Consider the following 23,025-nt stretch of genomic DNA (forward strand, 5'->3'; position numbering starts at 1 on the left):
ACCCCCCCGCGGGGCCCGGGGCCCCCCCCCCCCCCCCCCCCCCCCCCCCCCCCAAAACCACCCCCCCCCCCCCCCCCCCCCCCCCCCACGTCCGTGATGTCAGTTGCCGGGCTCCGAGGCGTCGAGCATGGCCCCGCGCTCCACGACCTTGATCCGCTCGCGGTCCTGCTCGGCGCCGAGGGCGCGCTCGTGGGCGTCCAGCCGGTACCAGCCCTCACGGGTGGTGTAGCGCACCCCGCGCGCCCGCAGGAACTCGGTGACGGCCGCCGGCTCGGGCTGCGCCGGGGCGGGCAGCCGGCCGGTGGTGTGGTCTTCCAGGAGGCAGGCGACGGTCTCGTTGGCGTCGCCCTTGGTGTGGCCGATCAGGCCGATCGGACCGCGCTTGATCCAGCCGGTGACGTACACCGAGTCCATCGGCTCGTCACCGGCCAGGACCCGTCCGGCGGCGTGCGGGACGGTGCCGGAGGCGACGTCGAAGGGGAGCTTGGGCAGCTCCTGCGAGTAGTAGCCGACCGCGCGGTAGACGCTCTGCACGTCCCAGTCGTTGAAGCGGCCGGTGCCGCGCACGTTGCCGGTGCCGTCCAGCTCGGTGCGCTCGGTGCGCAGCCCGACGACCTTGCCGTCCTCGCCGAGGATCTCGACCGGGGACTCGAAGAAGTGCAGGAACAGCTTGTGCGGGCGGTCGCCGGCATCGCGGATCGCCCAGTTCTCCAGCGTTGAGGCGACCATGTTGGCCTGCTTGTTGCCGCGCCGGGTCTCGATCGAGCCCTGGTCGTAGTCGATGTCCTCGGGGTTGACGATGACCTCGATGTTGGGCGAGTGGTCCAGCTCGCGCAGTTCCATCGGGCTGAACTTGGCCTGGGCCGGGCCGCGCCGCCCGAAGACGTGCACCTCCAGCGCCTTGTTCGCCTTGAGGCCCTCGTACACGTTGGCGGGGATCTCCGTCGGCAGCAGCTCGTCACCGGTCTTGGCGAGCATCCGGGCCACGTCCAGGGCCACGTTGCCGACGCCGAGGACCGCGACCTTCTCGGCCTCCAGCGGCCAGGTGCGCGCGACGTCCGGGTGGCCGTCGTACCAGGAGACGAAGTCGGCGGCCCCGTGCGAGCCGTCCAGCTCGCTGCCGGGTATGTCCAGGGCCCGGTCCGCGTCGGCGCCGGTGGAGAAGATCACGGCGTCGTAGAAGGAGCGCAGCTCGTCCAGGCCGATGTCGTTCGGGTAGTCGACGTTGCCGAAGAGCCGCAGCTGCGGCTTGTCCAGGACCTGGTGCAGCGCCTGGACGATGCCCTTGATCCGGGGATGGTCCGGCGCCACGCCGTAGCGGATCAGGCCGAAGGGGGCGGGCATCCGCTCGAACAGGTCGATGGACACGCCCGGGTCGGTGGCGACCTCGGATTTGAGCAGCGCGTCCGCTGCGTAGATTCCGGCGGGACCGGCTCCGACGATGGCAACGCGGACGGGGCGTGTCATGGAGGGCTGTTCCTTAGAACGGGCGGAAGGACGGGCGAACACGGACGGGGCGCGCCTTGGTAAGGCTTGGCTTAGTTCGCCCCTCCGCACACGTTAGTCGCTGCCCGGGTCCGGTTTCGGGGCGGGTCGGCGTTCTGCGGGGGTATCCGGTACTCCGGGCCGGGGCTCCTCGGGCCGATTCCTTGGGATACGGGCCTGCGGGGCGGTCTGCGGAATGTGTCCCATCGCACGTTCAGCTGGTGGACAGCTCAGTCGAAGAATCGGGCAAATGGTGGCAGAGTTACCCACATGGATGATCGGGTAGCGGGTGCCCTGTCACTCCCGGACGACTGGCCCGCCCACCCGGACCTCAGTCTCGCCCTGAACCGTATGGGCAGCTTCGACTGGGACCTCGACAGCGGCCTCATGCACATGGATCAGCCCGCTCTGGACGTGTTCGACCTGCGGGCCGACGAATACGACGACCGGCCGGAGTCGCTCGCCGTGCGAGTGCCCCCGGACGAGGGGGTGCGGCTGGACGCGCTGGTCGCGCAGGCGCTCAAGAGCGGGCGCAGCAACTACGGGGCGTACTTCCGCAGCCTGCGCCGCGACGGGAGCCTGCGCTGGACCCATACCCAGGGCTTCGTCCGGCGCGACGCGACCGGGCGCCCCCGCCGGATCATCGGCATCGTCCGGGACGCCACCCAGGAGCTGGCCGACTCCACGGCCCGCCGCGAGCTGGACCAGGAGCGCAGGCGCCGCACCAGCCTGGTGGAGGGCACCACGGCCGCGCTGGCGCACGCCCGTACCGTCCGGGACGTCACCGACGTGCTCAAGAACTCCCAGGGGCTCGCCCACCTGGGGGCGACGAGCCTGGTCATGGGGCTGATCGAGGCCGGGCGCATCCATCTGGTGGCGGACGGGCCGGAGGGCTCCTTCGTGCCGGGCACCCGCTACACCCGGACGGACGAGCCGTACCCGATGAGCGAGGTGGTGCGCACGCTCACCCCGCGCTTCATCGAGTCCGCGGAGGACTTCGCCGCCTCATACCCCATCCTGTGGCCCTACATCAGCCATCTCGGCATCACCTCGGCGGCCTATCTGCCGCTGATCGCCCAGGCCCGCCCGATCGGAGCGCTCGGGCTGCTCTACAGCGACAAGGACGGCTTCACCGGCGACGAACGCAATCTGCTGGTCGCCCTCGGCAGCTCCATCGCCCAGAGCCTGCAGCGCGCCATGCTCTACGAGCAGGAACACGACCTCGCCGAGGGACTCCAGCAGGCCATGCTGCCGCGCCGGATCCCCGAGGTGCCCGGCGCGCAGATCGCCGTCCGGTACCGCTCGGCCCGCCTCGGGCGGGACATCGGCGGTGACTGGTACGACGTCATCCCGCTGCCCGGCGGCCGGGTCGGCGCCGTCATCGGTGACGTACAGGGGCACGACACCCACGCCGCGGCCGTCATGGGACAGCTGCGCATCGTGCTGCGCGCCTACGCGGCCGAGGGGCACAGCCCGGCGACGGTGATGGCGCGGGCCTCCGTGTTCCTGCACGAGCTGGACACCGACCGCTTCGCGACCTGCACCTACGCCGAGGCCGACCTGACCACCGGGGTCGTGCAGCTGGTCCGGGCCGGTCATGTGGACCCGCTGGTCCGGGAGCCGGACGGCACCTGCCGCAAGGTGCCCGTCGACGGCGGGCTGCCGCTGGGGCTCTCCGCCGAGTTCGGGCGGCTGGAGTACCCGGTCAGCACGGTCGAGCTGGATCCCGGCCAGACCATGGTGCTGTTCACCGACGGGCTGGTGGAACTGCCCGGGGCCGACCTGGACGAGGGGATGCAGCTGCTGGCCGACATGGTCAGGACCGGCCCGCAGGACCTCCAGCCACTGGCCGACCGGCTCTGCGAGTGGGTCGACGAGCGCGGCGGGGAGGACGACGTCGCGGTGCTGCTGCTGCGGCGCCGGGCCGCCCACGCGCCGCAGCCCGGCGGCCGGCTCCAGCAGCACGTGGCGCAGAACGACCCCGAGGCGCTGAGCTCGGCCCGCCACATGATCCGTGCGGCGGTGCGGGCCTGGGGCGCGAAGGGCCGGGCCGACGAGGTCGAGCTGGCCGCCGACGAGCTGACCACCAACGCGCTGATGCACACCGACGGCGGGGCGATCGTCACCATCCGGGTGCTCACCGGGGCCGGGCGGCGGCTCCGGGTCGATGTCGAGGACCGGTCCAGCGCGCTGCCGCGCCGCCGGGACGCGGGTGAGTCGGGGGTGTCGGGCCGGGGGCTGATGCTCGTGGACCAGCTGGCGGACGCCTGGGGCGTCGAGTCCCGGGGCACCGGCAAGTGCGTCTGGTGCGAGTTCAGCATTCCGCCACGCGACTGAGCCGCCGGACCGGCGCCGCCGCCCGGCGGCAGTCTCTGAGGCGGTATCGCGGGCAGCGGCGGAGGCGATGAACGCTACTGGAAAGTAACAGAACGTAACATGTCTGTACTTGACCGTAACCGACCGAGAGGGATTGACTGTGATTTCGTGATTTCCGTCAGTCATTTGTCTTCGATGACATGAGGACCCGTTGGGCACTGAGCTACTGGCACCCCTCGATCTCGCCTTCTGGCACCTTGAGTCCGATGCCCACCCCATGCACCTCGGCGCGCTCGCCGTCTTCTCCCCGGACGGGGGTGGGTCGCCCGGGCCGGACGCACTGCTGGAGCTGCTCGGCTCCCGGGCCGCCGCGATCCCCCGGCTGCGGATGCGGGTACGCGACGTACTGCTTCCGGTCGGCGGCGCGGCCTGGTCGGCGGACAAGGACTTCGACGTCCACCGGCACGTCAAACGGGTGGAGCTGCCCGAGGCGGCGGACGGTGAGGGCGCGTTCATGGCGGCGGCCACCCGGCTCGCCGGCGAACTGATGGAACGGCCGCTGCGCAGGGGGCTGCCGCCCTGGGAGATGTACGTGATCGGCGGCGCGGCCGACGGCCCCTTCGCCGTCCTGGTCAAGCTCCACCACGCGCTCGCCGACGGGATGCGGGCGGTCGCCATCGGGGCCGGGATCTTCGACGAGATCGCCTCCGTCGCGGGCCCCGGCCGGGCCGGTGCGCCGGCCGGCCGGGCCAGGCCGGTACCGCCGCGCTCCTGGATGCCCGGCCCGCGCCAGGTCGCCGGTCTCGCCCTCGGCCGGATCGAGGACCTCGGCCGGGCGTTCGGCGTCGGTGCCTCGCTGGTGCGGGCCAGCCGCCTCGACCTGCGCGGCGCGACGGCGCTCAGCGCCAGCTCCAGCGGCACCCGGCGTCTCGCCACCGCCGATCTGGACCTCGAAGCCGTGCAGCGCATCCGCCGGGCGGCGGGCGGCACCGCCAACGACGTGCTGCTCGCGGTCGTCGCCGGAGCGCTGCGCCGCTGGATGCTGGAGCGCGGCGAGCCGCTGCCCGGCGCCGACCCGCGCGCCCTGGTCCCCGTCTCCAGGCGCCGCCCGGGAGGCGCCGCCACCGGGAACCGGCTGTCCGCCTACCTGCTCGGCCTCCCCGTCTCGGAACCCGACCCCTGGGCGCGGCTGCGGGCGGTCCGCGGAGCCATGGACCGCAACAAGTCCGCCGGGCCGCTGCGCGGCGCCGGTGCGGTCGCCGTACTCGCCGACCAGCTGCCCTCGCTCGCCCATCGCTTCGGCGCCCCGCTCGCCGGGAACGCGGCCAGGATGCTCTTCGACGTACTGGTCACCAGCGTGCCGCTGCCGCGCTCCGCGCTCTCGCTCGCCGGGTGCCCGCTGCGCGCGCTGTACCCGATGGCGCCGCTGGCCCGGGGCCAGTCGCTCGCCGTCGCGCTGACGACGTACGGGGGCCGGGTGCAGGTCGGGCTGGTGGCCGACGGCAAGGCGCTGCCCGATCTGGAGCGGCTGGGTCGCTGCGCCGAGGAAGAGGTGGCCGAGCTGCTCGCGGCGCTGCCCGCCCTCTGACCGGCCGGGCCGCAGGCTTCGGCCGCCCGACCGCTCGCGCGGCCATAGGTCGGACAGATTCCCGGGCAATTGAGGTAGTTGATGGCGTCCGGGGTGTTGACGTGCCCAAGTGATCCGATGAATATTTGCCGTGGCACGAAGTGATCATCGGGGAGGGCGGCACAGGCATGCGGCGCAACAGGCTGGGAAACAGCGCGGTCGAGGTCACCGAGCTGTCCTTCGGGGCGGCCGCCATCGGCAATCTCTTCACCGCCGTCGAACCGGCCCGGGCCGCGGCCGCCGTAGACGCGGCCTGGGACGAGGGCGTCCGCTACTTCGACACCGCCCCGCACTACGGACTGGGCCTCTCGGAGCGACGGCTCGGTGAGGCGCTGCGCACCCGGCCCCGCGACTCGTACGTGCTGTCCACCAAGGTCGGCCGGGTGCTCGACCCGTTGCCCGACGGTGCGCCCGCCGCGTCCGACGAGCTCTCCGAGGGCTTCGCCGTACGGGCCACCCACCGCCGCCGCTGGGACTTCAGCGCCGCCGGCGTCCGGCGCAGCATCGAGGACAGCCTGGAACGGCTCGGCCTCGACCGCATCGACATCGCCTACCTGCACGACCCGGACGACCATGCGGAAGCCGCCTTCCAGCAGGCCTACCCGGAGCTGGAGAAACTGCGCGCCGAGGGCCTGATCGGCGCCATCGGGGCCGGCATGAACCAGACCGCGATGCTCACCCGCTTCATCCGCGAAACCGACGCCGACGTCGTGCTCTGCGCGGGCCGTCACACCCTCCTCGACCAGTCCGCCCTCATCGAGCTGCTGCCCGAGGCTGCCGCTCGCGGCCGCAGCGTCGTCGTCGGCGGGGTCTTCAACTCCGGCCTCCTCGCGGACCCGCGACCCGGCGCGACCTACGACTACACCGCCGCCCCCATCAGCCTCCTGGACCGGGCGCTGCGCCTGAAGGCCGTCACCGAGGCCCACGGTGTTCCGCTGCGCGCCGCCGCCCTGCACTACCCGCTCACCCACCCCGCCGTCGCCGGGGTGCTCGTCGGCACCCGCTCCCCGGAAGAGGTCCGTGACGCCGCCGCGCTGCTGCGCGAGCCGGTCCCCGACGGGCTCTGGGACGAGCTGCGCGCAGAGGGCCTGCTGACCGAGAACGGAAACTGACATGCGTATCGCCCTGCACACCAAGGTCCGCGCCGACCGCATAGCCCAGTACGAGGCCGCACACCGCGAGGTGCCGGCCGAACTGACCCGGGCGATCCGCGCGGCCGGCGCCACCTCCTGGACGATCTGGCGCAGCGGCACCGAACTGTTCCACGTCATCGAGTGCGAGGATTACGCCCGGCTCCTCGCCGAACTGGAGGAACTCCCCGTCAACGTCGCCTGGCAGGCCAGGATGGACGAGCTCCTCGACGTCACGCACGACTACTCCTCGGACGGCGCCGGAGCCGGACTCCCCGTCGCCTGGGAGCTGTGAGATGACCGGCGCCCCGCGCATCGTCGACGCCCACCACCACGTCTGGGACCTCTCGGTACGCGACCAGGAGTGGATCACCGGCGAGGAACTGGCACCCCTGCGCCGCGGCTTCTCCCTCGACGACCTGGAGCCGGAGGCCCGCGCCAACGGCGTGAGCGCCACCGTGCTGGTGCAGACCGTCACCGTCCCCGAGGAGACCCCCGAGTTCCTCGCACTCGCGGACGGCAGCGATCTCGTCGCCGGCGTCGTGGGCTGGAGCGACCTCACGGCGCCCGGCATCACCGACACCCTCGCCGCCCTGCGCGAGCTCCCCGGCGGCGACCGGCTCGTCTCGCTGCGCCACCAGGTCCAGGGCGAACCCGACCCCGAATGGCTGCTGCGCGCCGACGTCCTGCATGGCCTGGCCGCGGTGGCCGGGGCCGGACTCGTCTACGACCTGGTGGTCCAGCCGCACCAGCTGCCCGCCACCGTCCGGGCCGCCGAACTGCTGTCCGGCCTCACCTTCGTCCTCGACCACGCGGGCAAACCGCCCATCGCGACCGGCGCCCTGCGCCCCTGGGCCGATGACGTGCGGGCGCTGGCCGCCCTCCCCAACACCGTGTGCAAACTCTCCGGCCTGGTCACCGAGGCCGACCCGCACCACTGGACCGTCGAGGACCTGCGCCCCTTCGCGGACACCGTCATCGACGCCTTCGGGCCCTCCCGGCTGATGTTCGGCTCGGACTGGCCGGTGTGCCGGCTCGCCGCCACGTACACCGAGGTCGTCGAGGCCGCCCACACCCTGGTCAGCGGCCTTGCCCCCGGTGAACGGGCCGCCGTCCTCGCCACCACCGCCGAGCGCGTGTACGGCCTCCGGTAGGCACCGGGGCGACGCCTGCGGCAGGCTGGGAACCATGCCCGAACTGCCGGAAGTCGAAGCCCTGCGGGTCTTCCTCGACGACCACCTGGTCGGCAGGGAGATCGACCGCGTACTCCCGCTCGCCATCAGCGTCCTGAAGACGTACGACCCGCCGCTCACCGCCCTGCACGGCGGCACCGTCACCGGCGTCCGGCGGCACGGCAAGTTCCTGGACATCGCCGTCGGCCCCCTGCACCTGCTCACCCACCTCGCACGGGCCGGCTGGCTCCAGTGGAAGGAGAGCTTCCCCGCCACCCCGCCGCGCCCCGGCAAGGGGCCACTGGCGCTGCGCACCGTACTCACCGGCGGCGACGGCTTCGACCTCACCGAGGCAGGCACCACCAAACGCCTCGCCGTCCACCTCGTGCACGACCCGGCCGAGGTGTCCGGCGTGGCCCGCCTCGGGCCCGACCCGCTGGACGCGTCCTTCGACCGCGACGCGTTCGCCGCGCTGCTCGACGGGGAACGCCGGCAGATCAAGGGCGCGCTGCGCGACCAGTCCCTCATCGCCGGCATCGGCAACGCCTACAGCGACGAGATCCTGCACGCCGCGAAGATGTCGCCGTTCAAACTCACCGCACACCTCACCGACGACGAGATCACCCGGCTGCACACCGCCCTGCGCACCACGCTCGACGACGCCGTCGCCCGCTCCAGCGGACTCGCGGCGGGAAGACTCAAGGCCGAGAAGCGCAGCGGAATGCGGGTCCACGGGCGCACCGGCGAGCCCTGCCCGGTCTGCGGCGACACCGTCCGCGAGGTCTCCTTCAGCGACTCCTCGCTCCAGTACTGCCCGACCTGCCAGACCGGCGGGAAACCGCTCGCCGACCGCAGGCTCTCCAGACTGCTCAAGTAGCCCGCCCGGCCGGTGTGCTGCTTGAGCAGTCCACGCCGCCCGGCCGGTGCGCCGCTTGATCCGCCCGTGTCACCCGGCCGGTCTACACTCCGGCCTCATGCTGCGCGTACTCGCCGTCGACGACGAAGAACCCGCCCTGGAGGAGCTGCTGTACCTCCTGCGCGCCGATCCCCGCATCCGCAGCGCCGAAGGAGCCACCGGCGCCACCGAGGCGCTGCGCCGCATCGGCGGCGCCGTCGACGCGGGGCCCGAGGACGCCGCCGCCATCGACGTCGTCTTCCTCGACATCCACATGGCCGGGCTGACCGGGCTCGACGTCGCCCAGCTGCTGGCCGGATTCGCCGCGCCCCCGCTCATCGTCTTCGTCACCGCCCACGAGGACTTCGCCGTACAGGCCTTCGACCTCAAGGCCGTCGACTACGTCCTGAAGCCGGTACGCCGCGAGCGCCTGGCCGAAGCGGTGCGCCGCGTCGCCGAACAGGTCGGAGAGCGCTCCGCACCCGTCCACGACACCGCACAGGACCAGATCCCGGTCGAACTGGGCGGCGTCATCCGCTTCGTCCCGATCGACGACATCGCGTACGCCGAGGCCCAGGGCGACTACGCACGGCTGCACACCGCCACCGGAAGCCACCTGGTCCGGGTGCCCCTGACCACCCTGGAGGAGCGCTGGCGGACCCGCGGCTTCGTACGCATCCACCGCCGCCACCTCGTGGCGCTCGGCCGGATCGACGAACTCCGCCTCGACGCGGGCAGCATGAGCGTGCGCATCGGCACCGCCGAACTCGCCGTCAGCCGCCGCCACACCCGCGCGCTGCGCGATCTGCTGATGCGGCAGGGCGGTCGCTGACCAGCGGCTACCCGCGCTCGAATCCCTTCCCAGCGGGGTCGGGTGCTGCGTACACTCCGGCCCCATGTCCGCAGAGTCAACGCCCCGGCGCGAAGTGGTGACGGGGGAGCCCCGGCGGGTCCGGCCGCTGCCGCGCTACCGCACCCAGTCGGAGATCGACGAACAGACCGCGCTGGGCGGTGCCTACGTACGCTCGCTGATGCGCAGCCAACTGCGCGCCGGGCTCACCGCCTTCGCCGCGCTCGCCGCCGTGGCGGGCACCCTGCCGCTGGTCTTCGAGGCGCTGCGCAGCGACGCCGTCGTGTGGGCCGTCCTCGGTTTCGCCGCCTACCCCCCGCTCACCCTGATCGCCTGGTGGTACGTGCGCCGGGCCGAGCGCAACGAACACGACTTCGCCCGGCTCGTGGAAGGCCGCCCCGCACAGTGAGCCGCGCCTACGCGGTGACGGCGGTCGCCGCCGTCGTCTCCGCCACCGTCCTCGTCGGCGGATTCGGACTGCGCATCTCCCGCACCACGTCCGACTTCTACGTCGCGTCGCGCACCGTACGGCCCCGCCTCAACGCGGCCGCGATCAGCGGCGAGTACCTCTCCGCCGCCTCCTTCCTCGGCATCGCCGGACTGGTGCTCGTGCACGGCCCCGACATGCTCTGGTACCCCGTCGGCTACACCGCCGGGTACCTCGTCCTGCTGGTCTTCGTCGCCGCTCCACTGCGCCGTTCGGGGGCGTACACCTTGCCCGACTTCGCCGAGGGACGGCTCGAATCGCGGCAGGTGCGCCGGCTCGTCAGCGTGCTCGTCGTCGGAGCGGGCTGGCTCTACCTCGTCCCGCAGCTCCAGGGCGCCGGACTCACCCTGAAGATCCTCACCGGGGCACCCGGCTGGCTCGGGGACGTGCTCGTCGCCTCCGTGGTCGTCCTGGCCGTCGCCGCGGGCGGCATGCGCTCCATCACCTTCGTCCAGGTCTTCCAGTACTGGCTGAAGCTGACCGCACTCCTGGTCCCCGCCATCTTCCTGGTCCTGGCCTGGCAGGGCGACGGACGCCCCCGCGTCACCTTCGACGAGCAGCTGTCCGTCTTCCGCGCCGACCACCCGCTGTACGCCACCTACGGGCTCATCGTCGCCACCTTCCTCGGCACGATGGGCCTGCCGCACGTCGTCGTCCGCTTCTACACCAGCCCCAACGGCCGCGACGCCCGCCGCACCACCGTCGCCGTCCTCGCCCTCATCGGTGTCTTCTACCTGCTGCCGCCCGTCTACGGCGCCCTCGGCCGGCTGTACGCCCCCGAGCTCATCGGCGGCGGCGACGCGGACGCCGCCGTGCTGCTGCTGCCCGGCCGGGTCATCGGCGGCCTCGGCGGGGACCTGCTCGGCGCGCTCATCGCGGGCGGCGCCTTCGCCGCGTTCCTGTCCACCGCCTCCGGACTCACCATGGCCGTCGCCGGGGTCATCACCCAGGACGTGCTGCCCTCGCGGGGCGTACGGCACTTCCGGCTGGCCACCGTCCTCGCCATCTCCGTCCCGCTGGCCGGATCCCTGCTGGTCAGCCGGGTGCCGGTGGCGGACTCGGTGGGGATGGCGTTCGCGGTCTCGGCCTCCTCCTTCTGCCCGCTCCTGGTCCTCGGGATCTGGTGGCGCCGGCTCACCCCGCCCGGCGCCGTCGCCGGACTCCTGCTCGGCGGCGGCTCGGCGCTGCTCTCCGTCGCGATCACCGTCAGCGGCGCGGTGCGCCCGCCCGGCTGGCCGCACGCCCTGCTCGCCTGGCCCGCCGTCTGGTCCGTACCCGTCGGCTTCCTCGCCATGATCCTCGTCTCGCTGGCCACGCCCGGCCGGATACCGGCCGGTACCAACGCCGCCATGACCCGCTTCCACCTGCCCGAAGCGCTCACCTCGGGGAGGCACCGGTGACCGGGGCCGGATACGCGGTGATCGTGCTCATCGGCGTCCTGCTGTTCGGGGCCGGCCTGCTGGCCGGACGCCGCACCGCCCGCCCCGTCCGCACCAGCGACGTGGGCACTCCCGTGGAGCACGCCACCTTCGAGACCCTGCACACCGCGTCGCTGGCCGCGCCCCCGCTGCGCGCCGGACTCACCGAGGACAGCGCCCGCAAGTCCGCCCGCCGGCTGCGCTCCCTGCTCGGCACCGACGCCCTGTGCCTCACCGACCGCGAGCGCGTACTGGTCTGGGACGGCGAGGGCGGCCACCACGGCGAACACGTCATGGAACAGGTGGCGGAGCTGCTCGCCAGCGGCCGCGACACCGCCTTCCGCAGCGACTGCGACGATCTGGACTGCCCGCTGCGGTGGGCCGTAGCCGTGCCGCTCACCGTCGACCACCGGGTGCTGGGAGCGCTCATCGCCTACGCGCCCCGGGAGTCGGCCGTCCTGGCGCGGGCCGCCGGTGAGGTCGCCCGCTGGGTCTGCGTACAGCTGGAGCTCGCCGAGCTCGACCGTTCGCGCACCCAGCTCATCGAGGCCGAGATCAGGGCCCTGCGCGCCCAGATCTCCCCGCACTTCATCTTCAACTCACTGGCCGCCATCGCCTCGTTCGTCCGCACCGACCCCGAGCAGGCCCGCGAACTCCTGCTGGAGTTCGCCGACTTCACGCGCTACTCGTTCCGCAGCCACGGCGACTTCACCACCCTCGCGGACGAACTGCACTCCATCGACCAGTACCTCGCCCTGGTCCGGGCCCGCTTCGGCGAACGGCTCTCGGTCACCCTCCAGGTCGCCCCCGAGGTACTGCCCGTCGCCCTGCCGTTCCTCTGCCTCCAGCCCCTTGTCGAGAACGCCGTCAAGCACGGGCTCGAAGGCGCGCTCACCTCCAGCCGCATCACCATCAGCGCCCTGGACGCGGGCTCCGAGGCCGAGGTCGTCATCGAGGACGACGGCATCGGCATGGACCCCGAACGGCTGCGCCACATCCTGCGCGGCGAGGGCGGCAAATCCACCGGCGTCGGCCTGCTCAACGTGGACGAGCGGCTGCGCCAGGTGTACGGGGACGACTACGGGCTCGTCATCGAGACGGGCATCGGCGCCGGAATGCGGATCACCGTACGGCTGCCGAAGTACCGCGCCGGGGTGCACGGTTCCTGAGGACCGGCCGCCGGGCCCTCAGTACAGGTGGATCGAGAGGTGTCCCAGCGGCAGCCCCAGCTGCCACGCCGGCGTCCACACCTGGGCCGAGGCCCCCTCCGCCTCCGGGTCGGGCGGGCCGTCGGCCGGCTCGGGGGCCGGCGGGCCGATCGCGTCGAGGTCGGCCGCCAGCAGCTCGGTGTCCTCCAGCCACCGCCACGCCGCGCGGGCCAGCGCGAGATCCGGGTCGGGGCCGCCCCGCGCCGCCTCCAGCCCGTCGAGCCGTTCACAGACCCAGCCGCGCCACGGCGTCCCGTACGCCGTCAGCAGCCGCAGCTCGTCCACCCGGGTGGCGGGGAGGGCCTCGGCCACCGCGCCGTCGGAGAGGAAGACGGTGAGGGCGAGCGCGTCACGCCCCGCCCGGTACTCCAGCGTCGCCGGTTCCATCAGCTCACCGGTCCGCAGCAGTTCGTCGGCGATGTACTCGGCGTACATCCAGGCCATCGGGATCAGCAGCCCGCCGCCACCGGATCCGTCACGACGTTCCGGACGCATCGCGTCTCGCCCCATTCCGTTCTCGGCACGCCCCTACACGCAGCATTGAACCGGGGGAGCGCGCCCCGCGTGGCCAGAAGGGCAGGATCCGTAGGACCGGATACGTCACAGACAAGAGGTTGCGATGACCGCCGACCCCGGGGAGGGACCGCACATGAGGCAGCTGCTCGGCGCCTACGTGCTGGACGCGCTCGCGGCCCCGGAGGCGCTGGAGGTCTCCCGCCACCTGCAGAGCTGCGACCGCTGCGCCGCCGACTACGTGGCGGTGGCGGAGGCCGCGGCACTGCTGCCGCTGCTCAGTGAGGAGGACCTCCTGGAGTAGCCCGGCAGACCGCGCGAGAGCAGGCGCAGCGCGTAGTACGAACGGGATTTGACGGTCCCGGCCGGGATGCCGAGCACCTCGGCCGTCTCGGCCACGCTCAGCCCCCGGAAGTAGATCTGCACCAGCACCGCCCGGTGCTCCGGGCTGAGGCCGCGCACCGCCTCGCGCACATCGAGCGCCGCGACCGCGGACTCGGCGGTGTCCTCCCCGCACGGGGCGCTCTCCAGCACCGCGTCGCCCACCTCGGCCGGCCGGGCCAGCCGTGACCTGCGGGCGTCGATGGCCAGCCGGCGGCCGACGGTGAACAGCCAGGGCCGCATCGACTCGTACGGGCCGTCGAAGGCCTCCGGGTGCTGCCAGGCCCGCACCAGGGTCTCCTGGAGCAGGTCCTCGGCCCGCTGGCGGTCACCGAAGGTCAGGCCGAGCAGGAAGTGGAACAGGGCCGGGCCGTGCTCACGCTGCAGATCCGCGAGGGCCCGCTCGTCGGTCGTCGTCGTGGTCATCGTGAACGCCCTTCCCCGCGGAGGTCCCTGCCGCCTCGCTGCTGACTGGCGTATACGAACGCATCCGGGCCCCGGGCAACAGGACAAAAGCCGCCCCGTGCGACGAGCGGTCGCACGGGGCGGCGAATGGTGCGGTGAGCGGTCGGGCGGCGGCGGTGCGGGGGAGGGGGAGCGGCCGGGGCCGTTGCGGGGACCTGCGGAGCGCGGGGTCTACGGGACGACGGTGACGGGCCAGCGTCCCGCCTTCACCAGGCGGACGGCCACCGAGCCGATGAACCGGTGCCCCGCCGACTCCGAGGCGCCCACCACCACGGCATCCGCCTTGAGTTCGTCCGCGGCCGTGACCAGGCCGTTGTACGGATCACCGCGGAAGGTGTGGAACTCCCAGCGCACATCCCATATGTCCTTCATCCGCTCGGTCGACTCCCGGATCTCGTTCACCAGACCCTCCGCGACCTCCCCGGTCGTGTCACCGACCGGCGCCCCGAGCGCGGCGCCCGCGGGCAGCACGGGCTGCACGTAGACGAGGGCGAGCATGGCCCGCTGCCGACGGGCGAGACCCGCGGCATAGGCCGCGGCGCGCATGGACGACTCCGAACCGTCGAGGCCCGCGACGATCACTTTTGGGCCGTCTGTGCCACGTTCGAACTGGTGAGGCTGCTGGTCTGTCACGGCAGTGAGGCTATCCGCTCCCGGGCGGCCCACTCGTCCCGGATGCCGGCCGCCCGGCCGCGCGGACGCCGGTTGCCACGGACGGGCTCCCCCCATTGGGTGCAAAACCCCGCGTGACCGGTGTCGTTGAGGTGGGTGGGAGCCCGGACGTGCGAGCAGTTGGTCATGAAAAATGATCAGAGGCTGCCGATGCGCAGGACGCTGCTGAGGCTGGCCGCAGGACTGGGTGCCGCCTCCCTCGTGCGCCTGGTCGCCGCGGACACCGCAGGCACTCCCTTCCGGCGGCCCGCGGCGCCGTCCACCGCCGCGGCCGGGCCGCAGGCGGCCCTCCGGACCAAGCCGCTGTCCTATCGTCTGAGCCCCATGACAGCGAACACCCCGCCCCACTACCGCCCCGCGGCGCCCCCCGTCCGGACCCGCCCGTTCGAGAAGCTGCCCGACATCGGGCACGCGATGGTGCTGACCTTCGACGACGGCCCGGACCCGCTCTACACCCCGCACATCCTGGACACCCTGCGCAAGCACGACGTGCGGGCCATGTTCTTCCTGTGCGGGGAAATGGCCAACGACAACCAGGACCTGGTGCGCAGGATCTCCGACGACGGACACACGGTCGGCAACCACTCGTGGACGCATCCGCTGGTCACCAAGCTCTCCAGGGCGGGCATCACCGACGAGCTGGGCCGTACCAGCGAGGTGATCGAGAAGATCACCGGCGCGCCGCCGCTCTGGTACCGGGCGCCCTACGGGGCCTGGAACCGCAACTCCTTCGAGATCGGCGCGGCGATGGGCATGGAACCGATGGCCTGGACGGTGGACACCCTGGACTGGACGGTCCCCGGCACCGACAGCATCGTCCACCGGGTCAGGGAGGGGGCGGCGCCCGGTGTCGTGGTGCTGTCGCACGACGCCGGCGGCAACCGTTCGCAGAGCGTGGCCGCGCTGGGCCGCTACCTGCCCGAGCTCCTGGACGACGGCTACCGGCTCACCGTGCCGCAACGGCGCTGAGCCGCGCGGCGGCCGCCGCCGGGGACGGTCCGCCCCCGGCAGCGGTCGTCAGCGCGTGGCGACCAGCCGGGCGAAGACCACCACGTTGCCGTCGTAGCCGTTGGCCTTGGTGAACCCGCCACCGCAGGTGATGACCCGCAGCTCCGCCTTGCCGGTGTCGCCGTACACCCGGGCACCGGGGAAGTCGTCCTTCGCGAACACCTCGACACCGTAGACCTCGAACACGGCGACCCGGTCGTCGCTCCGGGTGACCTCGATGCGGTTGCCCTTCTTCAGCGAACCCAGGCTGTAGAAGACCGCCGGGCCCGCCTCGTTGTCGACGTGTCCGACGACGACCGAGGTGCCGAGCTGCCCCGGCGCGATGCCGTTCTGGTACCAGCCCGCCAGGTTCGGGTCCTGCGGGGGCGGCGTCTCGATCCAGCCGTCCGGGTCCAGGTTCACGTCGATGACCGGTGCGTCGACCTGGACCGAGGGGATGGCGACGCGGTCGACGGGGGCGTACGCCAGCGGCTTCACCACCGGGCCGGAGGCTGGTGCCGCGGGAGCCTGCTTCTGGTGGTCGACCGAGGTGGCGGCGACCGGCTGCGGCGGGCCGGGCGAGAGGTCCGCGCCGTTCCGCATCAGTGCGAGACCGGTGAGCATCACCAGGGCGAGCGCGCCCCAGGGCGAGTGTCTGATCCGTTCGGGGTGCCAGTTGTCCCGGCCCATGGTTCTCCCTTCGTCGCGACGAGGGGAACGCTAGGCGCGGGGCGGCCGGGCGGCGATCAGGGAGGGGCGAACGGGTGGCGGCCCGTCGGGCGGCTGCGTATCGGAGTAGTGCGCGGATAAAAGTTCTGACGCTCTGTGACCTGCGGATCCATCAGTTTCGCCGGTGCGCGGACGGTGTGTCGGATCACCGGGGTGGAGCAGTGCCGAAATGCGGTGGATCAGGGATCTGGTGAGGGTTCGTCATGGGAGGCGTTCTCGTCGATCCATCCCGGCGCACCGAGCTCCGGGGGCGCTTCCCGCTGGAGGTTCGAACGATGCGTGCTACACGCGCTCTCGTTGTCGCCGCGACCGCCGTCGCCGCTCTCGGGCTCGGCGCCCCGATGGCAGCAGCCGGTGGAGACGTCGGGAACGGCCAGAACAACGGGAACAGCCAGAACGACTGGAACGACCCGGGCAACTGGGAGAACGGCAACGGGAACAACAACGGCAACGGCAACAACAACGGGAACGGGAACAACAACGGCAACGGCAACGGCAACGGAAACAACAACAACGGGAACGGGAACGGGAACGGCCGCAACAACGGCCCGAACAACGTGACCGTCGACCCCGAGCGCGTGCACCAGGGCGCGGCCATGCAGGTCAGTGCCGAGGGCTGCGGCCGTGGCGGCAGCGTTTCGTCCAACGCCTTCCGTACCACGCGGCTTTCGGCGGGCCGGGTCGGTCACGCCAGGGTGCGGATCCTCAACGACGCGACGCCCGGCTCCTACAACCTGACGGTGCGCTGCGACGGCACCGACCGGACGGCCGGGCACCGGTTCACCGTGCTCAACAGCCGGGGCGCGCAGGGCGGCCTCGGCGGTTCGATGGCCGCGAGCCCGGCGGACATGGGCGTGGGCGCGGGCCTGGTCGCCTCGGCGGCCCTCGGCGGAGGCATGTACATCATGCGCCGCCGGAGGAACGGCCATGGGGCGGTCTGACCGCACGGACATACCAGCCGGCCCGATAACGACGTCGCCCCGAGTCCTGTGAAAGGACCCGGGGCGACTTCCGTTCGGCCGGCGGTGCCGGTCAGTGCGAGCGGTTCTCCCGGCGCCGCCTCGCCACGAAGACGGTGCTGGTCGCGGCGGCCACGGCCAGCGCGGTGCCGCCCACGATCATCGCGGTGTTCGGGCTGTCGATGCTGCCGCCGAGACCACCCTGGACGCCGGCGGGCGAGGCCGTCGAACCGGTGGTGCTGGTGGAGCTGGTGGTGGGCGTGTTCGTGGCCGCGCTGATGGTCAGGTTCACCTTCGCCGTGGAGCTCGGCGATGTGTTGCAGGTGAACGTCACCTCGTACGCGGCGGCCGGTTTGGCGTCCCAGTCGACCGTCGCCCTGGCGGTGCCGCCCCTGGGGATGGTGACGGTGTCGAACACCCCGGAGGACGCCGTGGCCGTCGTCGAGCACCCCTTGGCCGCCAGGGTCACCTGGCCGCCCGGCGCGATCACCGATGGCGTGACGGTGTATCCGCTCCCGCTGTTGGGCGGTCCGCCCGTGGTTGCGGCATACGCGGTCACGGCCGGGGCGGTCAGGGCGAGTGCTGCGGCGCCGAGCAGAGCGACGGGAGCGACACGTATAGCGCGCATGGTGATTCCTCCGGGTCCCCGAGGAGCAGTTGCGGAACGGGTTCCCGCAAAGCATCAGAAATGCACCTCGATGCCGCCAACGCTAGAAGTGGTGCATTTCGCCCGCGATCGGAGTCGTCCAATGGGGCGCCGCTGTCCCCCGAGCGGCGCACGGGCGGGCAGCTGGGGTCTTTCGTTTGGATCAGGCCGGACCCCGCGGGCCCGGCCTGATCCAAACGAGAGGCCCTAACCGCCGGACGCCCTTGGGAACAGGTCGAGGAAGGGCGCCGCGGTGGCCGAGAGCCCCCGGCCGAACGGTGAGTCGAAGTCCCAGATCAGGAAGAGCAGAAACGCGATCAGGACACTGAAGAGACCGGCCAGCAGGAGTTCCCGGAAGGTGCGCCGGATCTGCAGGGTGAAGATCAGCCCCACGGTCACCAGCGCCCCGGTGATCAGCCCGAACCAGACGACCCCCGGCATGGTGGCCCCGGCGCTCTGGCCGCGTGCGCTGCGGGCGTCGTCGGCCGCGGCGATCTGGTCGACGAGCGGCTGGTACGCCTGCCCCTCGTGGTCCGTCCTGGGCTTGTAGTCGGTGACATCGGCGCGCACCCGGTCCAGGAGCTCAGTGCCCCGGTCGTCGAGCGTGCCGTGGTCGATCATGGTCTGCCACTCGTCGTGCACGACGAAGCTGACGTAGGCGTCCACGTCGGCGCGGATCCGGGTACGTACCTCGACCGGGTAGACGGACGAACGTGCGTCGACCTCGTGGAGCGCCTGCGCCTCCTGGCGGACGTACTCCTGCGCCGCGCCGCGGCCCTCCCAGACGCCCGCGATGGCCAGGCCCAGCACGATCGCGTAGACCACGCCGATCATCATCGTCATGTATTCGATGACGTCAGGGGTTTCGGACGGGTCGTCGTCCTCGGGCAGCCGACGGTTGTTGAGTACCGCGATGGTGAGCACCACGGCGCTGGCCGCGACCATGGCGAAGGTGAGAACAAGCCATTCCGACATGTGGGTCTCCGGAGGTCATCGGGAACGGGGCCGCAGCACGGCGACGGCGAACACCGCGGGGGCTGTGATCATCAAGGTGAGCGTGACCAGGGAGGTATGTCGCTCCGGGGCCTTCCGGACCGGTCTGCGGTAGGCGGGAAGGGCCACCGGCCGCGGCGTGGGGCGCGCGGACGGGGATGGCGAGGGGGACGGTGGCGGTGGCGGCGGCGGTGGGGGAGGGGGCGGTGGCGCCGGCTCGGGTGCGGGTGCGGGGGGCGCGGGCTGTACGGGCGGCGGCGGTGGAGGAGGGGGCGGCGGCGGAGGTGGCGGGGGTGGCGGGGGTGGTGGCGGAGGTGGCGGAGGTGGTGGAGGCGGCGGGGGAGGTGGCTTAGGCGTGGGCGGTGGCGTGGGCTCGGGCTTCGGCCCCGCGTGACAACTGCCGTCACCGCTGGTGGCGACCGCCGAACTGCCCCCGTCGTCGCCGATCGAGGCGTATCCGCAGTTGCTCGCGACCGCGGGCACCGGGGCGGTGAGCAGCCAGATGAGGGCGACGGCCGCGGAGAGCCGGCCGATGAGTGATCCGTACACGACCGGGAGCATGTTCCGGGCCGCACGGCGGCACGCCGCACACCCGCCTGATTCCCCTGATGGTGGGGACCTGAAGCACTGGGTGTTTGCGGCCGGGGAAAATTCTGCGGACGCATTGAACAAAGAGGGCCCGGGGCGGAGCCGTCCATGGTCGCGCGCCGTGCGATTCCTCATCGCAACCGGCGGCGGTCACAGGAGGGTTGGTGCCCGCATCCGGCGATCCGGCCCACTCGCGGCGGCCGCGCTCCCGCTCCGGTGGCGGCGGGCCGAGTGGCGCCAACAGCCGCGCAGCCGGGGGAAGATGGTGCGGGGCGCCCCGCAATACAGGTTCGGCGGTGCGTCAAAGTAGTTCTATTGCGAACCTTTTTCAGGCGTTTCGGCGACTGATTGTCACACGCAGCGACGGCACGGTTGCAGTTGCCACGTGTGTGACCAATAACGGACCGCTAATTTCCGTTTCCGCTCGCTCTCCTGGCGGGCGATCAGTAGCCTCTGGTCAACACTGACCATGAACATGGCCGGATCGCCGTGGCGACTTGTTGGAGAGATCGATGGAGCGTCCCGCCTGGGCACCGCAAGGCATTGACATTTCGGTGCCGAGCGTGTCCCGAATGTATGACTTCTATCTGGGCGGCTCGCACAATTTCGAGGTGGACCGGGAAGCGGCTCGCAAGGCCATGGAGTTCATGCCGGGACTTCCCAAGATCATGCAGGCGAACCGTGCCTTTATGCGCCGGGCGGTGCGATACGCACTCGATGAGGGGATCTCCCAGTTCCTGGACATCGGTTCCGGGATACCGACCTTCGGCAATGTCCACGAGGTCGCCCAGGGCATCGCCCCGGAGGCCCGGGTGGCGTACGTCGACCACGATCCGGTCGCGGTCGCACACAGCCAGGCCGTTCTCGAGGGCAATTCCGCAGCGGTGATCGCCACCGCCGATCTGCGCCGGCCGCAGGAGATCCGGGACAACCCGGAGATCTCCGGACTCCTCGACTTCGACCGGCCGGTGGCGCTGCTGCTCGTCGCCGTACTCCACTTCATCGAGGACTCCGACGAACCGCACAAGGCCGTCGCGGAACTCCGGGACATCCTGGCCCCCGGCAGCCTTCTCGTCGTCACCCACGCCTCGTACGAGGGCATCCCGCTGAGCCGGGAGGAGGCCGGCGGCGCGGTCGGGGTGTACAAGGACATCCGCAACCCGCTGGTCATGCGCTCGTCCGAGGAGATCGGGCGGTTCTTCGACGGATACGAACTGGTCGACCCCGGAGTGGTGCCGATGCCGAGCTGGCGCCCCGACACCCCCGCGGCACAGGGCGGCGAAGACCCGTACGCCTTTTCGGGCTTCGCGGGAGTGGGACGCAAGGCGTGAGTATTCCCGCCCAGTCGTCCGGAGCACCGGACGCGGAGCCCGACGGCCCCGAGGACCGGCTCCGGCGATTCGCCACGATCTGGAGCCGGGCCATCTTCCCGTCGACGGCCACCTCCCTGACCCGCCCGGAGTTCGAGCACCATCTGCTCCCGCTGGCCCGCATGCTCAGCGACACCCTGCACGCACGCCCCTTCGACGCCGTCGCGGCGGCCGGGGTGGGCGGCGCACTCGTCGCCGCGCACTGCACCGACCCGGACGCGCTCAGCTCCACACTCGGCGTCGTCGACTCCTACCTCGTCCTGTACTGCGGGAACAACGGCCCCGTGGCACTGACGACCGAGGACAGCCGGTCCCGCTGCGCCAGGATCCAGCACGCCGTCGCGGGCGGCTTCAGCCAGGCGCTGCGCGAGCGGACCCTCGCCGAGCAGGAGGCCATCGCCCGCTCGGCGCTCACCGCGCGCTCCCACGCCGAACAGGCGCTGCACGCCACCGAGGCGCGGTTCCGGGCCGTCTTCAAGGACGCCGCCATCGGCATCGGCATCGCCGACCTCGACGGCAACGTGCTGGAGGTCAACGACACCCTCACCCGGATGTTCGGCGGGCTCGACCACCACGTGCGCAGCCACCGCGTCAACGAGTGGGTCCACCCCGAGGACTCCCCGAAGGTCTGGAAGTACTACAACGAGCTGGTGAGCGGCGAGCGCGAGCACTACCGCGTCGAGAAGGCGTTCTACCGCAACGACGGCACGGTCCTGTGGACCAATCTGACGGTGTCGCTGCTGCGCGACGCCGAGGGCCGGCCCGAGTACCAGCTGGCGCTGATGGAGGACACCACCGAGCGCAGGCTGCTGAATCTGCGTCTGCGGTACGAGGCCACGCACGACGCGCTGACCGGTCTGCCGAACCGGACGCTTTTTTTCGAGCGCCTCGAGAAAGCGCTCTCGGCCAGTGACGGCAGCCGTTTCGGCCTCTGCTACCTGGACCTGGACGGCTTCAAGGCGATCAACGACAGCCTGGGCCACGCCTCGGGCGACCGGCTGCTCGTCGAGGTCGCGGACCGGCTGCAGAGCTGCGCGACCGCGCCGGGCGAGATGGTGGCGCGGCTCGGCGGCGACGAGTTCGTAGCGCTGACGACCGGCCCCGACACGGCCTCGGAGGTCGACGAACTCGCCTGCCGCATCCTGGGGGCGCTCGCCACCCCGATCCGGCTGGACGGGCGCGAGCTCACCGTCCGGGGGTCCATCGGCGTCGTCGAGGGCCCGGCCGGCGAACGCAACGCCGCCGAGGTGCTGCGCAGCGCCGACATCACGATGTACCGGGCCAAGTCCGCGGGCGGCAACCGCTTCGAGCTGGCCGACGCCGAGGCGGACGCCCGTGCCATCACCCGGCACGGGCTGACCACGGCACTGCCGGCCGCGCTGGATCGCGGCGAGTTCTTCATCGAGTACCAGCCGCTGGTGCACCTCGGGGACGGCTCGGTGCACGGGGCGGAGGCGCTGGTGCGGTGGTGCCACCCGCAGCACGGGGTGCTGGGTCCCGACCGGTTCATCGCGCTCGCCGAGCACACCGGGCTGATCGTGCCGCTCGGCCGCTGGGTGCTGGAGGAGTCGGTGCGGCAGGCCAACTTCTGGCAGGAACGGCACACCGACGGGGGCCCGCTGCGGATCAACGTCAACCTCTCGCCCGCCCAGCTGCACCATCCCCGGCTGGTCACCGAGACCGTCGACGTCCTGGAGCGGTCCGGTCTCGAGCCCGCGGCGCTGTGCCTGGAGGTCACCGAGTCGGCGCTCATCGGCGCCGACGACGATCTGCTCAAGCCGCTGCGCCAACTGGCCGACATGGGCGTCGGCATAGCGCTGGACGACTTCGGCACGGGTTACTCGAACCTGGCGAACCTGCGGCGGCTGCCGGTGAGCGTGCTGAAGCTGGACCGGTCCTTCACCCAGGGGATGCAGCACCACCCGGCCGATCCGGTGGACCTGAAGATCGTCGAGGGCATCGTGTCGCTCGCGCACAGCCTGGACCTGGCGGTGACGGTGGAGGGCGTGGAGACGGGGGCCCAGGCCGAGCAGCTTCGGGAGCTGGGCTGCGACACGGCCCAGGGCTGGTACTACGCCCGGCCCGGCGCCCCGGACCGGATCCACTCGCTGCTGCTGGCCGACGCGGTGTGAGC

At 72.0% G+C, this 23,025-nt stretch carries 23 protein-coding genes; 16 read left to right on the forward strand and 7 right to left on the reverse strand.

Annotated elements, in window-relative coordinates; all coding sequences use genetic code 11:
- Positions 1–99: 99 nt before the first annotated feature.
- Positions 100–1,467 carry an FAD-dependent oxidoreductase gene (locus ACGFU6_RS06635; RefSeq protein WP_393608536.1) on the reverse strand — a complete coding sequence of 456 codons (1,368 nt, stop codon included), beginning with the start codon at positions 1,465–1,467 and terminating at the stop codon, positions 100–102.
- Between the two features lie 288 nt (positions 1,468–1,755).
- On the opposite strand from ACGFU6_RS06635, the gene ACGFU6_RS06640 reads away from it, so the two are divergent.
- The 10 genes from ACGFU6_RS06640 (at position 1,756) to ACGFU6_RS06685 (ending at position 12,549) form a co-directional block, all read left to right on the forward strand.
- Positions 1,756–3,822, forward strand: coding sequence for a SpoIIE family protein phosphatase (locus ACGFU6_RS06640; RefSeq protein WP_393608538.1), 2,067 nt, complete (start codon positions 1,756–1,758; stop codon positions 3,820–3,822).
- A 190-nt stretch (positions 3,823–4,012) separates the two neighbouring features.
- Positions 4,013–5,389, forward strand: a complete 1,377-nt coding sequence (locus ACGFU6_RS06645; protein WP_393608539.1) for a wax ester/triacylglycerol synthase family O-acyltransferase — start codon at positions 4,013–4,015, stop codon at positions 5,387–5,389.
- 167 nt (positions 5,390–5,556) lie between these two features.
- Entirely contained in the window at positions 5,557–6,540 is a 984-nt protein-coding gene (locus tag ACGFU6_RS06650; RefSeq protein ID WP_393609058.1) for an aldo/keto reductase, read from the forward strand.
- Position 6,541: 1 nt separating this feature from the next.
- A complete protein-coding gene (locus tag ACGFU6_RS06655) occupies positions 6,542–6,853 on the forward strand; it encodes an L-rhamnose mutarotase (protein ID WP_393608540.1) in 312 nt (103 codons plus the stop codon).
- 1 nt (position 6,854) lies between these two features.
- A complete protein-coding gene (locus ACGFU6_RS06660) occupies positions 6,855–7,712 on the forward strand; it encodes an amidohydrolase family protein (RefSeq protein ID WP_393608541.1) in 858 nt (285 codons plus the stop codon).
- Between the two features lie 34 nt (positions 7,713–7,746).
- Positions 7,747–8,607, forward strand: coding sequence for an Fpg/Nei family DNA glycosylase (locus tag ACGFU6_RS06665; protein WP_393608543.1), 861 nt, complete (start codon positions 7,747–7,749; stop codon positions 8,605–8,607).
- Between the two features lie 97 nt (positions 8,608–8,704).
- Entirely contained in the window at positions 8,705–9,457 is a 753-nt protein-coding gene (locus tag ACGFU6_RS06670) for a LytR/AlgR family response regulator transcription factor (protein WP_393608544.1), read from the forward strand.
- Positions 9,458–9,521: 64 nt separating this feature from the next.
- Entirely contained in the window at positions 9,522–9,884 is a 363-nt protein-coding gene (locus ACGFU6_RS06675; protein ID WP_393608545.1) for a hypothetical protein, read from the forward strand.
- Positions 9,881–11,362 (forward strand): cation acetate symporter, encoded by a 1,482-nt coding sequence (locus tag ACGFU6_RS06680; protein WP_393608546.1) that lies wholly within the window; start codon positions 9,881–9,883, stop codon positions 11,360–11,362. The genes ACGFU6_RS06675 and ACGFU6_RS06680 overlap by 4 nt, the downstream gene beginning before the upstream one ends.
- The gene (locus ACGFU6_RS06685; protein WP_393608548.1) at positions 11,359–12,549 is read left to right on the forward strand and encodes a sensor histidine kinase; all 1,191 of its coding nucleotides are present in this window, start codon (positions 11,359–11,361) and stop codon (positions 12,547–12,549) included. The genes ACGFU6_RS06680 and ACGFU6_RS06685 overlap by 4 nt, the downstream gene beginning before the upstream one ends.
- Before the next feature lie 18 nt (positions 12,550–12,567).
- Here the strand turns inward: ACGFU6_RS06685 and ACGFU6_RS06690 are convergent, their stop codons facing one another.
- Complete coding sequence (locus tag ACGFU6_RS06690; protein ID WP_393608549.1) at positions 12,568–13,083, reverse strand: hypothetical protein; 516 nt, start codon at positions 13,081–13,083, stop codon at positions 12,568–12,570.
- Between the two features lie 124 nt (positions 13,084–13,207).
- On the opposite strand from ACGFU6_RS06690, the gene ACGFU6_RS06695 reads away from it, so the two are divergent.
- Complete coding sequence (locus tag ACGFU6_RS06695) at positions 13,208–13,405, forward strand: zf-HC2 domain-containing protein (RefSeq protein ID WP_393608550.1); 198 nt, start codon at positions 13,208–13,210, stop codon at positions 13,403–13,405.
- Here ACGFU6_RS06695 and ACGFU6_RS06700 read toward each other — a convergent pair.
- Both ACGFU6_RS06700 and ACGFU6_RS06705 read right to left on the reverse strand, forming a co-directional pair.
- Positions 13,339–13,908, reverse strand: coding sequence for a sigma-70 family RNA polymerase sigma factor (locus tag ACGFU6_RS06700; RefSeq protein ID WP_393608552.1), 570 nt, complete (start codon positions 13,906–13,908; stop codon positions 13,339–13,341). The two genes, ACGFU6_RS06695 and ACGFU6_RS06700, sit on opposite strands and share 67 nt — an antisense overlap.
- A gap of 210 nt (positions 13,909–14,118) precedes the next feature.
- Positions 14,119–14,580 carry a universal stress protein gene (locus ACGFU6_RS06705; protein ID WP_024491783.1) on the reverse strand — a complete coding sequence of 154 codons (462 nt, stop codon included), beginning with the start codon at positions 14,578–14,580 and terminating at the stop codon, positions 14,119–14,121.
- A gap of 165 nt (positions 14,581–14,745) precedes the next feature.
- On the opposite strand from ACGFU6_RS06705, the gene ACGFU6_RS06710 reads away from it, so the two are divergent.
- Entirely contained in the window at positions 14,746–15,588 is an 843-nt protein-coding gene (locus ACGFU6_RS06710; RefSeq protein ID WP_393608554.1) for a polysaccharide deacetylase family protein, read from the forward strand.
- A 48-nt stretch (positions 15,589–15,636) separates the two neighbouring features.
- Here ACGFU6_RS06710 and ACGFU6_RS06715 read toward each other — a convergent pair whose 3' ends face one another.
- On the reverse strand, positions 15,637–16,296 hold the full coding sequence (locus ACGFU6_RS06715) for a class F sortase (protein ID WP_393608555.1): 660 nt from the start codon (positions 16,294–16,296) through the stop codon (positions 15,637–15,639).
- Between the two features lie 314 nt (positions 16,297–16,610).
- Here ACGFU6_RS06715 and ACGFU6_RS06720 point away from each other — a divergent pair, with 314 nt between their 5' ends.
- Positions 16,611–17,276 carry a hypothetical protein gene (locus ACGFU6_RS06720; protein WP_393608557.1) on the forward strand — a complete coding sequence of 222 codons (666 nt, stop codon included), beginning with the start codon at positions 16,611–16,613 and terminating at the stop codon, positions 17,274–17,276.
- 91 nt (positions 17,277–17,367) lie between these two features.
- Here ACGFU6_RS06720 and ACGFU6_RS06725 read toward each other — a convergent pair whose 3' ends face one another.
- Positions 17,368–17,922 carry a hypothetical protein gene (locus tag ACGFU6_RS06725; RefSeq protein ID WP_393608558.1) on the reverse strand — a complete coding sequence of 185 codons (555 nt, stop codon included), beginning with the start codon at positions 17,920–17,922 and terminating at the stop codon, positions 17,368–17,370.
- Between the two features lie 225 nt (positions 17,923–18,147).
- The gene (locus ACGFU6_RS06730) at positions 18,148–18,915 is read right to left on the reverse strand and encodes a hypothetical protein (RefSeq protein WP_393608560.1); all 768 of its coding nucleotides are present in this window, start codon (positions 18,913–18,915) and stop codon (positions 18,148–18,150) included.
- Positions 18,916–19,091: 176 nt separating this feature from the next.
- On the opposite strand from ACGFU6_RS06730, the gene ACGFU6_RS06735 reads away from it, so the two are divergent.
- The 3 genes from ACGFU6_RS06735 (at position 19,092) to ACGFU6_RS06745 (ending at position 23,023) form a co-directional block, all read left to right on the forward strand.
- A complete protein-coding gene (locus ACGFU6_RS06735; protein WP_393608562.1) occupies positions 19,092–19,286 on the forward strand; it encodes a hypothetical protein in 195 nt (64 codons plus the stop codon).
- A gap of 747 nt (positions 19,287–20,033) precedes the next feature.
- Positions 20,034–20,852, forward strand: coding sequence for an SAM-dependent methyltransferase (locus ACGFU6_RS06740; protein ID WP_393608564.1), 819 nt, complete (start codon positions 20,034–20,036; stop codon positions 20,850–20,852).
- Positions 20,849–23,023 carry a putative bifunctional diguanylate cyclase/phosphodiesterase gene (locus tag ACGFU6_RS06745; protein WP_393608565.1) on the forward strand — a complete coding sequence of 725 codons (2,175 nt, stop codon included), beginning with the start codon at positions 20,849–20,851 and terminating at the stop codon, positions 23,021–23,023. Before ACGFU6_RS06740 ends, ACGFU6_RS06745 begins: the two co-directional genes overlap by 4 nt.
- The last annotated feature ends 2 nt before the right edge of the window (positions 23,024–23,025 follow it).

Origin of the sequence: Streptomyces sp. NPDC048462 (assembly GCF_043200175.1) — a bacterium.
In the GTDB taxonomy this organism is placed as follows: Bacteria; Actinomycetota; Actinomycetes; order Streptomycetales; family Streptomycetaceae; genus Streptomyces.